Below are 12339 nucleotides of genomic sequence, written 5' to 3'. Positions count from 1 at the left end.
GTCAGATTAGAATTCATAGCGAAGACCTAAGTGGTAGTAATCTTCTTCTGCATCGTTCCAGCCAGACCAGATATTTGTGTTACCTGTTCCGTTATCACCATTACGCATCACATAACTTGTGTAAATAGAAGAGCGAGCTGTTAAGTGATATTGAACTTCTAGCGTTGTATCTTTGTATTCTGCTTCATCACCACCGGTGTTTTCTAATGCGCGGTAACCAGCACGAGCAGTCCAATCATCATTAATATTATATACAGCTGTTAATTCGTAGCTCTTATCTTTTGATGTTCCAGCATATGCACCTTTAATCTCATCTTGGTTATACATTGCACCAAGAGTTAATGCATTTAACTTATATTGAACACCTGCACCCCAGAATGTGTAATCTCGATCAGCCATTGAAGTACCATCAGCAGCTTCTGCATTTTCACCAGTACTGTTAGCCTGATAAGCTACGATAGGAATTAACTGTCCTGCATCACCCATATCAAATGTGTAACGACCCACTGCATTATAAGAACCATCTTGATCTGATTCTGAGTTACCCAAAATGTAAGCAACAGACATGTCAAATGCACCAAAGCTGTTTTGGTATTGAAGTGTGCCATCTTGACGGAAGGTTTGAGCTGCTGAATTATCAACAAGTTCAAGCTGACGACCAATTAATACATCAGATGCCGCAAATACATCACCTACATCAGAAAGCATGATGATACCAGATGCTACACGACCAAAGGTTACTTTACCCGCTTCTGAAGCATCAATACCAGCCCAAACATAACGAGGGTCTAAACCACCATCACCACGAGATTCAGCAGCGTTTACTGAATATTCAGCCCAACCAATTACAGATACTTGATCATTAACAACTTGAGAACCACCAAGACCGATACGAGCATCAAAATTACCTACAGCATCTTCTTCGCCACGGTCAGTTATGTTAAAACCTAAACGGCTATACATATCAATTGTTGAACCATCTTCTGCAGTATAAACCGTTGCTGCTGTTGCAGAACCAGCCATTAGAAGTGCCGGTACTGCTAGTGCTAAAAGTGTCTTTTTCATAAAATCGCCCTATATATTTAAATTGGTTTAGTTCTTTAATTGAGACCATCAATCTTATTAAGACCAAACTCTAAAATTTTTGTAATCCGTTTAAATGTTTCTCTAAATCCGTTGAGATGAATCATGCCTTATTAATTCGCCCTGAAAAATAAAGACCAAATAAACTATGATCAACTTCAAAAACGGCCTACATAAAAAAACATAAATCAATTTATAACAATGAGTTAACGGAATTACTTCATTTTATAATTTATAACTATTGCGATTAGCTCCAAGTCAGATCACATTTTTCGCTGCTCTAATTAACAAACAAAGAGATCTAGATCACTCTAGATAGAGAACAAAAAAGGTCTTGTTAGTTTCTATTAGGTACTGTATTTGAAGTGGGTCGCATTATTAATTTTGAGACAAAAAATAAATAGACCGATATTATTTTCACTGCTGGCTCTTTTTATTAGATAAATGAAGAAGTACACTGCTGCCTCAATCTAATTTCAGGTGTGGTTATGTTTTATCAGTGCCCTTTATGCCAACACGAGTTGCGCTTTGCCAACAATCAATACCGTTGTGAAAACAACCATCAGTTTGACAACGCAAAAGAAGGTTATGTAAACCTAATGCCAGCTCATCACAAGCGTTCTAAAAATCCAGGTGATAATAAAGAGATGATGCAAGCTAGGCGTGCTTTTTTAGAAGCTGGACATTATCAGCCTATGCAACAACACGTTGCCGAGTTATGCCAAAAATATGTGACCAATGATGAAGCAAGCCTACTTGATATTGGTTGTGGTGAGGGCTATTACACCTCAAAAATTGCAGAATATTTACATAGTGAAAATGCTAATGTCTATGGATTAGATATTTCAAAAGTCGCGATTAAGTTCGCAGCCAAGCGTTATCTAAATTGCCAATTTAGCGTTGCCTCTAGCCATCGTTTGCCCTTCCCTGATCAAAGCCTAGATGCTGTTGTTCGTATTTATGCACCATGTAAAGCAGAAGAATTACACCGCGCAATTAAAAATGGCGGCTATCTAATTACCGTTACACCAGCCAGCCATCATTTATACGAACTTCGTGAAGGAGTGTATGGTGAAGTTCGCCTGCATGATGAAACAGCAGAAGCTCTTACTGACTTTGAACTTATTGAAGAGAAAAAATTAACTTACGATATGCGCTTGAACGGCTTAGAAGCATTGCATTTATTAGATATGACACCATTTGCTTGGAAAGCAACAGCTGACTTTAAAACTGAGCTGCAAGAAAAGTCAGAATTTGATTGTAAAGCGGATTTTATGATTAGAGTGTATAAAAAAGCATAGTCTGTTTATCATTATTATAACCATCTGAAAGATGAAAATTCAGATGGTTATACCTATGTTACTCATTAGGTGATAATTCTTGGAAGTGAAATTACTTATTTTCTGTATTCGCATTAGCAATACTTTGATCAACCTTCTGTAACCCACTCTCCTCCGCCCTCAACTCTTTATCTTTCAATAAAGACTGTTTTAAAAGTGCAGAATATAACGGTTGCCCGCCCAATGCTTGAGCAATAAACGTCGCACCAAGTGTTGTCACTAATAGCGGTAAGATCAACTGATAATTATTCGTCATTTCAACCACAAGGATAACACCAGTCACAGGAGCTCTTACTGTAGCGGCAAACAATGCTCCCATCCCTGCGATAGCATAAACTCCGGGATTTGATATCCAACCGGGAAACCATGCTGACATTACCACACCATAAGATAAACCAAGTAAGGTACCTAGCGCTAACATTGGGGCAAAAATTCCTCCCGGGGCACCTGATGAAAAACAAGCAACGGTAACAATCACTCGTAGTACAAAGAAACCAACCATGATCATCCATGCCATTGGGCTATAAAACATCTCAGTAATGATTTCCATCCCACTGCCAGATAGTTTAGGAGCCACTAAATGCAACAAAGCAAAAGTACCGCCAAACGCTGCGCCCATAAGCACAATGCGAGACAATTTATTTTGGTGGTAGTCTTTAACCTTACTCGTTCCTTTTAAAATCCATTTATTAAAGTTCACCCCAATAATGCCAAAGATAATCCCCAAAATGGCAAAAAGAATCAGTGAACGTAATGGCGGGACATCAAAACTTGGAATCGTTAAAAATGCTTCTTGTCCATGTAAAGAACGCATCACTATCGTTGCTACCGCTGTGGCTAATGTCACACACTTTATTGAAGTGATGTTATAACGAAACTGAGGACGCATCTCTTCAACCACAAACAAAATGCCAGCAAGAGGCGCGTTAAATGCCGCAGCTAAACCTGCCGCCGCCCCTGCTGCTGTTAATATATGAGAAGAGTGACTGAATCGTTTACCTTTACATGCGATCATTCTACCAACAGCACCACCAATTTGAATTGATGGCCCTTCACGGCCAAGCACCATTCCTGAACCAATCGTTAATGTGCCTGCAATAAATTTAATCGGCAATACACGAGCCCAACGGATCTCTTGAGTGCCATCAAGAGCCCCTTCAATATGAGGGATCCCACTACCCGCAGTCTCTGGTGCAAATCGAAAAGTAAGCCAAAAGCCAGCAGCAGCCATCGCAGCCCCCGCTAATACCGCAGCAACAGGCGCTAAATACTCAGAATAAGGAAATGAATGAATGAAGTTGAGACGTTGTTCACTGATCAATCGAATTGAGGCTTCAAATAAAGCGACGACAGATCCGGCAATACCGCCAACCAATGCCGATAAGAAAAGCAGCGCATAATAATCAGTTTGTGTGGTTAGAAATTTTGGCGTAGTACGATGCTTTAGCATCCCACCTTGAAAAAAACGAAAATTGGGTGATTTTGGCATTTATCGTATCAACTTAGCACGTAAAGAGCATTGGCAGCGTAATTATACCAATCGTAGTAAATAACTGCTCATCCTAGCTGGTTAAAATGCTCGATAACCGCGTTGAAATTTTTGATTGTAGAATAACTACTGATCAAAAAATTTCGCCTTGTTCTCAAGCATTTTACCTGCGCTATTTCTGATCATTTACTTACTGTGATTGGTATTAAAATAAGAACACAAATAATTATACGCTTCGGCAACGGATAGACCCTAACCATTTACAAAAACTTAGATTGATTAAATGACCAAGATCGACTTTTGATATAAATCAAATAAATCACTTCTTCATTTTTCGTTACAAAGTTCATTAAAATAAAAAACCCGTAGAACGGTAAATTCTACGGGCTTAAAAACACATTGAATAACTAATTGTTAATATAAACGACTACCGTCAGGTCTAGAACGCAGTAAGTTTAACACCCACATGTATTGCTCAGGACGCTCAGTAACCAGCTGTTCAATAGCAATATTCATTGCACGAGCATCGGTCTCTTCATCTCCTGATGGAAAATCCGCAATCGCTGGTAATGTAATGATCTCAAACTGCCCAGTTTCTGCATTATACGATGGCAACATTGGAACCACTTTTGCTTTTGATAAACGAGCCAGTTTACCAAACCCTTTTAACGTTGCTTTTTGTGTAGCAAAGAAAGGGACAAATACACTGTTTTGTGGACCATGATCTTCATCAGGTAAGTAATACGCTAAGTAGCCTTCTTTAATCGCTTTGATTAATGGTTTGATCCCCGCGCTACGAGCATAAATCTTACCGCCATATTGCATACGCTGAACATGCATTAACCAATCCGTTATTGGGTTCTTTTGAGGTTTCATCATGGTTGTTACCTGATAGCCACGAGAAGCCAAAAGAATGGCAGGGAAATCAATAGCCCAAGCATGCGGCGCTAAAATAATAATATTTTCTTTTTGCTCAAGCAGAGGGAATAGATTCTCTGCACCAACAAAAATCCCGCGTCCTTCATTATGCTTACGACTACGAACAAGCAACTCAGAAAAACCAAGCATCACCTGAGCACCTGTAATATAGGTATCTTCAAGCAATTTTTTCTGTTCTTCTTCTGATTTTTCAGGAAAACAAGTCGCAATATTCAACTTAGCTCGCTTAATACCACCACTTGGCTTTTTAAGTACTAACTTAACGATACTAGCGGCTAACTTATCGCGTAATCGAAATGGAATAAAAGCCAAAATAATAGCAAATCCGATCCCTAACCATGTTGGCCAATACTTAGGATGAAGAAATGCCCATTGAAAAGTGGGGTTATAAACGTTTTTATCGACTTTTTCACTCATGAATTGCTTCACTTATTCTTTATTATGAACCGATTATGATATAACAAAGCATTGCTGATAGAAACCAAGGAAATACAAATGGCTTTTCAATTACACCCCCGTTTGCAACAAGATTGCATCTTTTTGGGCAATCTTCCGTTATGTTCTGTTTTACTCATTAAAGAAAACATCGGCCCTTGGGTGATTTTAGTTCCTCGAATTGAAGACTTAAAAGAAATTCACCATATGACCCCAGAGCAACAAATTCAATTTATTCAAGAATCAAGTTCGGTTGCTCAACTGCTCGAAGATAACTTCACACCAGATAAAATTAATATTGGAGCACTAGGTAACTTAGTTCCTCAGTTGCACATTCACCATATTGCACGCTTTATCACTGATATCGCATGGCCAGGTCCAGTCTGGGGAAATACTAATGGGGAGATTAGAGCACAGTCAGATCAAACTCAATTGGTGGATCTACTTCGAGATAAATTAAGAGCATTGGCTGGATTTAAGCAATAACGATTTTACTCACCATAAAAAAGGCAGCTCTCTTCAGAACTGCCTTTTTCATTTATTTTTGCTTATTTACATTATGCGTTTTGAAGCTCATTCCATAGATCAGCTACAATAATACGATCAGCAGGAGATAACTCAGATTTAGCGGCTTCAAGACTTTCATTGATATGTGCTTTTAGTATCTCAAGATCAGCAACTTCTTGTTCTTCGCACTTAGCAACTGATAATGAAATGTGTCCACGTAAGTAGCCACCAGCAAACAGCTCATCATCTGATGCAGTTTCAATTCGAGCATCAATCAGTTCAAGCATTTTTTCTTCAAATTCAATGATCATCTTTTTCCTATTGGACAATAAATTGTTCTTTGGTAAGTGGGGCTATTTGATAAAACTCACGTAATGCGTTGGATAATGCCTCTACGCGTGGAGGTAATCCATTATCTAAAATGCTCATCACTTCATTATGTACTTTAGCCATGAATGCTAAACGATCTGGCTCAAAATCGCCATTTAAGTTGTCACAACTCACATTAAATTTTAACCCAGCACTTAATGATAATATCCATTCATAGGCTTGAGGACGGATCTCTACTTTTTCAAACTCTGATTGAACTTGCTCTGTTCGACCATCAGGCTCATACCAGTAACCAAAATCTTCCAATAGACGACGATCAGGGCCAGCAACACACCAATGGGCAATTTCATGCATGCCTGATTGATAAAAACCACGCGCAAAAATAATACGGTGATAATTAAATTCACTATCCGCTGGTAGGTAAATGGGTTCATCACCACCCAGTTCTAGCTTGGTATTAAACGAATCAGAAAAAGTAGCATTAAAAACAGTAATTAAATCTTGATATTGGTGAGGCATACAACAGGCTTAGCAATAATAATAGAAGCGTATTCTACCTCACCACATACTAAAGGCCTATCTAGATAAATTTTTTTTATCCTCCTTCTCAAAATTATTCATTATCTGTCAAAAGAGTGAACTGATACTCTCCAAAATTATCTCTTCCCCTTTAGATTGGAGTTTCACCACCTGTGAATGACATCACTTTACAACTTGCTCAATTACTGGATTTAGGGCCTTTTTCTTGGTCTGCTATTGCCGCTTGTGCTTTCAATGGTTTGTTAATTGGCGTTGAACGGCAAACTCGAGGCAAACCTGTAGGAATAAGAACCTCTATTCTAATTATTTCAGGTACTTACTTTTTCTTAGCGATGGCAATGTCCCTATCTGTAAACTCTCTGGATCACGCTCGAGTACTAGGCCAAATTATTACAGGAATTGGTTTTCTTGGCGCAGGAGTAATGATGACTTTAGATGGTAAAATTCATGGCGTAACCTCTGCGGCCATTATTTGGGTGTTAGCAGCATTAGGGATGATGATTGCATTAGGATACATTCAGCAATCAGTCATTATCACTTTATTAGCTCTTTTTGTTTTACTCGGTATTGATAAGCTTGAAAATTCATTCAAAAGCCTTCGTCGCGGCGTGCATCAAAAAATACTCAATATTAGAACTCATAAACCAAGGGCTCATAGTCTCGATAAAATGCATAAAAAAAACTAATCTGAAAAATGTCGGAATAGTTTTTTTCATTCGTCATTATTCGTTTAATCCCATAAAATTCTCGTCCTATTATTTGACCATTATGATATGACACGGTATTAGAAAATGTTATTAACAATTCTTTATATTATTGGGATCACAGCTGAAGCAATGACAGGTGCATTAGCCGCTGGTAAGAAAAAAATGGATTGGTTTGGCGTAATGTTAGTTGCCAGTGCAACAGCAATTGGCGGTGGTACTGTTCGTGATATTCTTCTTGGTCACTACCCTGTTGGTTGGGTGAAAAACCCACAATTCCTTGTGATTACCTGCATTGCCGGCGTATTAACAACATGGATCGGCCCATGGGTAGCCAAAAACCATCGCTTCTTTGTATTTTTAGATGCTATTGGTTTAATTGTTTTTAGTATTATTGGCTCACAAGTCGCATTAGATATGGGCCTTCACCCACTAATATGCGTTGTTTCTGCCATTGTAACAGGCGTGTTTGGTGGGTTACTGCGTGATCTCTTCTGTCGCCAGATGCCAATGGTATTGCATAAAGAATTATATGCTTCAATTTCATTACTATCCGCTGTGCTATACATCGGATTACTTCACTTTGGTGTTGATGAATTAATCACAACGATTGCGACTATTGTTATTGGTTTTTCTGCTCGTATGGCCGCAGTAAAATTTGGTTGGTGTTTACCCGTGTTTCATTTAGATATTACCGAAGATCAGCCAGAAAGCGTTAAGAAGTGATGAATGTTAAAGAGACTAGGGACGAGATATTAGGGGCTAGGAAGAGCTAAATATCAAATACAAACAGAAAGAGCCAGATCGAATGTAACTTCAATCTGGCTCTTTTTATTTGTGTCTATTAATAGTAGAGGAAGATTCTTCCGCTCTTAATACCATTCTGGATAAGTAGTTGTTCAGATAATTGCGTAGGAAAAATCGATTAGAGCAAGGCATAAATTACAGTAACTAGTGGATCTAATTACAAAATTTATAACGCAGATATAATCAATTTTAACAAGCAAGAATGATCAAATACTTATGTAGATTGGTATAACTCGTCCCTAAAAACTAGTCCCTATCTCCTGCCACTAAATCTTTGGTGTTTCTGTTTGTACACCAAAATTTTGACCACGATGACGAACTAAATGGTCCATAACCACTATCGCTAGCATAGCTTCAGCAATAGGCACTGCTCGAATACCAACACAAGGATCATGACGGCCTTTAGTAATCAATTCTGTTTTTTCACCGCTGCGAGTTATCGTTTCACCTGGAACCGTAATACTAGACGTTGGTTTAAGGGCAATGTGCGCCACAATATCTTGTCCAGATGAAATACCACCCAAAATACCACCAGCATGATTTGAGCTAAAGCCTTCAGGTGTTAATGGATCACGATGCTCTGAACCGCGCTGCTGTACAACGTCAAAACCATCACCAATCTCAACCCCTTTTACGGCATTAATACCCATCAAAGCGTGAGCAACATCCGCATCTAAACGATCAAAAACAGGCTCACCTAACCCTACCGGCACACCTTGTGCGACCACGGTAATTTTAGCGCCAATAGAATCTCCCTCTTTCTTTAGCTTACGAATAAGCTCATCAAAGGCCTCTACCTTGCTTGCATCAGGACAGAAAAACGCATTATTCTCGATTTCATTCCAATCAACTGAATCAATCGCTACTTCACCCATTTGTGATAGGTAAGCACGAATTTCAATACCAAATTCTTGTTTCAAATATTTTTTAGCAACAGCACCTGCTGCAACACGCATTGCCGTTTCACGAGCAGAAGAACGGCCACCACCACGGTAGTCTCGTTGTCCATATTTCTGATGGTAGGTGTAATCTGCGTGTCCCGGACGGAACTTATCTTTAATCTCAGAATAATCTTTAGAACGTTGATCGGTGTTCTCAATCAATAATCCAATTGAGGTTCCTGTAGTTTTTCCTTCAAATACACCTGATAGAATTTTTACTTCATCCGCTTCACGACGTTGAGTCGTGTATTTTGAAGTACCCGGCTTACGACGATCTAAATCGATTTGCAGATCCGCTTCACTCAACTCTAGACCAGGAGGGCAGCCATCCACAATACAGCCCAAAGCCAAGCCATGACTTTCACCAAACGTTGTTACTCGAAAATGTTGTCCAATAGAATTTCCTGCCATTACTTCCTCTGTAAATATTGTTGATTGGCTATAAATAGCATAACTTTAATCAATCCATATTGGCTTGAATCTAAAGCAGAGTAAAGCCCCTAATAATGGTTTCTCTCTAAATTAGTGAGCGCTCTCTTTTTCTTAGATGTGATTTTTTTTGCCGTAAAAACAATTTAAAAAATCAAAAGCGGCAATTTGTGACCTTAATCCAAAAAAAACTTAACGGATAAAACCCTCATTTTACAAAAATACCTCTTTACTGTTATTCATATCACAACGTATAATTAACACTTGGCTCATTAATGAGCCAGAAACTAAAAATAAGACATAAAGTGTTGATAAAAAAAGCAATGCATGGATGAGGATTTTAACGTAAGGATAGCAATAAATAGTTGGCATTATTCCTGCTAATTACTAAATATCATTAACGATTAAGAGAAGAAAATGAAACTACTTCGTCTAGTAAGAAAAGCATTACGTAAAAATAACATCAGCGAAAAACAACAAAACCTTCGTAATCGACTTGATTTTGCAATGTCACAAAGTAAAGAGATATAAAAAAGCCCGATGCAAACATCAGGCTTATTGTAATACGTCGGATTTAGTGACTTAATCGCGGTATAGAGCAAACTCTTCAGCACAATCTAGAAGCTGCTGTTTAGTTAGCATGAACACACCGTGTCCACCTTCTGCAAACTCAATCCAAGTGAATGGAATTTCTGGGTATTGTTCCATCATGTGGACCATAGAGTTACCTACTTCACAAATCAAGAAACCATTATCCATTAAGTAATCTGGTGCATTAGCTAGAATACGACGAACTAATTTCAGTCCATCACTACCAGCAGCCAAACCTAACTCAGGTTCGTGCTCAAATTCTTCAGGTAAACTGTTCATGTCTTCTTCATCCACATACGGTGGGTTAGAAACAATGAAGTTATACTGATCTTTTGGAATATCACGCAACAGATCAGAACGCATTGGGAACACTTGCTGCTCCATGCCATGGTCTTGAACGTTTTGCTCTGCAACCATTAACGCATCAGTAGAAATATCAATTGCATCTACTTCTGCATTTGGGAACGCATGAGCACACGCAATAGCAATACAACCACTGCCCGTACATAGATCCATAATACGTGTTGGATCTTCGGTTAACCATGGTTCAAATTGCGTTTCAATCAATTCAGCAATTGGTGAGCGAGGCACAAGAACGCGCTCATCAACAAAAAACTCAAGACCACAAAACCACGCTTTATTAGTCAAATAAGCAGTAGGGATACGCTCATTAATACGGCGAACGACACGCTCAACAATACGTAGGCGCTCTGTTGATGTTAAACGAGATTCACGTACATGAGCAGGTACATCAATAGGTAAATACAGCGTAGGAAGCACAAGTTGAACCGCTTCATCCCATGCATTATCTGTACCGTGACCATAAAAAAGACCCGCAGCATTAAAGCGGCTTACCGTCCAACGTAACATATCTTGTAACGTATGAAGCTCAGAAACGGCCTCTTCTACAAAAATCTTATCCAAAATTGCCCCCAAAACAAGTTATAATACTGCTGTTAATTATTGGAATTTAAAAATGAGCAAAAACGACCACCTATCAGATGACGAACTTTCGCTGTTCCGTGAAGCAGTACAAGGCTCTAAAAAGTTGCAACAGGATACCATAATCCATCAACCGAGTAAGAACTTTAGCGAACAACAACAGCAAAGAAAGTCATTAAAAGAAGGGAAAAATGAAGAGTTTTTCTTTTCTGACGAATTTGTACCGCTTCTCAATGAAGATGGACCTGTTCGTTATGCCCGTGATGACGTATCAAAATACGAAGTGAAGCGATTACGTCGCGGTGTGTATGTCCCTGATGTCTTTTTAGATATGCATGGAATGAAACAGGATGAAGCAAAACGCGAACTCGGTTCAATGATTGCTTATTGTTTAAAAGAGAATATTTCTTGTGCCAGTGTTATGCACGGAATAGGAAAACATATTCTTAAACAAAAAGTGCCTTTGTGGCTAGCTCAACACCCAGATGTGATGGCATTTCACCAAGCGCCTTTAGAGTTTGGTGGTGCAGGTGCCATATTAGTTTTACTGTCTATTCCTGATAGATAAAAAAAAGATCCCATAAGCCTTTGCTTGGGATCTTTTTTTATACCGAAATAAAGCGTGTCGTTATGCTTGTTGCAACCACAATAGATCGCTTTTTCCTGTTGAATAACTAAACTCAACACAAGAAATGGCTGACGTTGGAAACATTGGAGGCATAATTCCCGGAACAAAATCCGCCGTCAAATAACCCACTAGCGGCAAATGAGAAACAATTAAAATATTCTCTATGTCTTCTACACTGCCTAGTGCTTTCACGTATTCCACCACATCATCAGAATCACCGTATGGTGTGATTTCATCAGACGTTTCTACCTTTGCATCGGCAACGTTAAGAATAGGCTTAATCGCATTCCATGTTTGTTGAGCTCGTACATAAGGGCTCACCAATACATAGTCAAACTGCACTTGATGAGTTTTCATTAACCACTGTGCAATTTTGGCTGATTGACTCTCGCCATGAGGTGTCAAATTACGTTCTTCATCACTTGGCGCATACATCTCAGCTTCGCCATGACGCATTATGAATACTTTCATTTATTCATTCTCAAATCATTACTAACCTCACAATAGTAGCAAGCAATGACAAAAAGGGGAAAGAGAGAGTTTGCTAGTCTGTGGGTTCAGCGCCATAATTAGAAAAATAAATATAAAAATGAGGGTATTAAATTGCCCATCTCTGCCTTAAAACAGGAGCACC

At 38.9% G+C, this 12339-nt stretch carries 13 protein-coding genes; 5 read left to right on the top strand and 8 right to left on the bottom strand.

Features of this window, described 5'->3' with window-relative positions:
• Positions 1–6: 6 nt before the first annotated feature.
• Positions 7–1065 (bottom strand): porin, encoded by a 1059-nt coding sequence (locus PVK70_RS11760; RefSeq protein ID WP_130048723.1) that lies wholly within the window; start codon positions 1063–1065, stop codon positions 7–9.
• A 506-nt stretch (positions 1066–1571) separates the two neighbouring features.
• Between PVK70_RS11760 and rlmA the strand changes: the two genes are divergently transcribed.
• The gene (rlmA, locus tag PVK70_RS11755) at positions 1572–2384 is read left to right on the top strand and encodes a 23S rRNA (guanine(745)-N(1))-methyltransferase (protein ID WP_130048721.1); all 813 of its coding nucleotides are present in this window, start codon (positions 1572–1574) and stop codon (positions 2382–2384) included.
• A gap of 91 nt (positions 2385–2475) precedes the next feature.
• On the opposite strand, the gene clcA is transcribed toward rlmA, so the two are convergent.
• Both clcA and lpxM read right to left on the bottom strand, forming a co-directional pair.
• Positions 2476–3912, bottom strand: coding sequence for a H(+)/Cl(-) exchange transporter ClcA (gene clcA, locus PVK70_RS11750; RefSeq protein ID WP_130048719.1), 1437 nt, complete (start codon positions 3910–3912; stop codon positions 2476–2478).
• Between the two features lie 414 nt (positions 3913–4326).
• Complete coding sequence (lpxM, locus tag PVK70_RS11745; protein ID WP_130048718.1) at positions 4327–5268, bottom strand: lauroyl-Kdo(2)-lipid IV(A) myristoyltransferase; 942 nt, start codon at positions 5266–5268, stop codon at positions 4327–4329.
• A gap of 78 nt (positions 5269–5346) precedes the next feature.
• On the opposite strand from lpxM, the gene PVK70_RS11740 reads away from it, so the two are divergent.
• A complete protein-coding gene (locus tag PVK70_RS11740; protein ID WP_130048716.1) occupies positions 5347–5772 on the top strand; it encodes an HIT domain-containing protein in 426 nt (141 codons plus the stop codon).
• 71 nt (positions 5773–5843) lie between these two features.
• On the opposite strand, the gene PVK70_RS11735 is transcribed toward PVK70_RS11740, so the two are convergent.
• A complete protein-coding gene (locus PVK70_RS11735) occupies positions 5844–6104 on the bottom strand; it encodes a YfcL family protein (protein ID WP_130048715.1) in 261 nt (86 codons plus the stop codon).
• Between the two features lie 7 nt (positions 6105–6111).
• Positions 6112–6642 (bottom strand): elongation factor P hydroxylase, encoded by a 531-nt coding sequence (locus PVK70_RS11730; protein ID WP_130048714.1) that lies wholly within the window; start codon positions 6640–6642, stop codon positions 6112–6114.
• Positions 6643–6815: 173 nt separating this feature from the next.
• Here PVK70_RS11730 and PVK70_RS11725 point away from each other — a divergent pair, with 173 nt between their 5' ends.
• Together PVK70_RS11725 and PVK70_RS11720 are read left to right on the top strand one after the other, a co-directional pair.
• Entirely contained in the window at positions 6816–7349 is a 534-nt protein-coding gene (locus tag PVK70_RS11725; protein ID WP_130048712.1) for an MgtC/SapB family protein, read from the top strand.
• Positions 7350–7454: 105 nt separating this feature from the next.
• Positions 7455–8093, top strand: a complete 639-nt coding sequence (locus tag PVK70_RS11720; protein WP_130048710.1) for a trimeric intracellular cation channel family protein — start codon at positions 7455–7457, stop codon at positions 8091–8093.
• A 347-nt stretch (positions 8094–8440) separates the two neighbouring features.
• Here PVK70_RS11720 and aroC read toward each other — a convergent pair whose 3' ends face one another.
• Together aroC and prmB are read right to left on the bottom strand one after the other, a co-directional pair.
• Positions 8441–9526 (bottom strand): chorismate synthase, encoded by a 1086-nt coding sequence (aroC, locus tag PVK70_RS11715; protein ID WP_130048708.1) that lies wholly within the window; start codon positions 9524–9526, stop codon positions 8441–8443.
• Between the two features lie 600 nt (positions 9527–10126).
• Positions 10127–11059: a 50S ribosomal protein L3 N(5)-glutamine methyltransferase gene (gene prmB / locus PVK70_RS11710; RefSeq protein ID WP_130048707.1), complete on the bottom strand. Its 933-nt coding sequence runs from the start codon at positions 11057–11059 to the stop codon at positions 10127–10129.
• Positions 11060–11111: 52 nt separating this feature from the next.
• Between prmB and smrB the strand changes: the two genes are divergently transcribed.
• Positions 11112–11645: an endonuclease SmrB gene (gene smrB, locus PVK70_RS11705; protein WP_130048706.1), complete on the top strand. Its 534-nt coding sequence runs from the start codon at positions 11112–11114 to the stop codon at positions 11643–11645.
• 60 nt (positions 11646–11705) lie between these two features.
• Here smrB and sixA read toward each other — a convergent pair whose 3' ends face one another.
• Positions 11706–12176, bottom strand: a complete 471-nt coding sequence (sixA, locus tag PVK70_RS11700) for a phosphohistidine phosphatase SixA (protein WP_130048705.1) — start codon at positions 12174–12176, stop codon at positions 11706–11708.
• Between the last annotated feature and the right edge of the window lie 163 nt (positions 12177–12339).

The sequence above is a fragment of the Aliivibrio sp. A6 genome, assembly GCF_028765505.1.
Taxonomy (GTDB): domain Bacteria; phylum Pseudomonadota; class Gammaproteobacteria; order Enterobacterales; family Vibrionaceae; genus Aliivibrio; species Aliivibrio finisterrensis_A.
The sequence above is the reverse complement of the archived record's forward strand: the minus strand, read 5'-3'. Positions and strand labels throughout refer to the sequence as shown.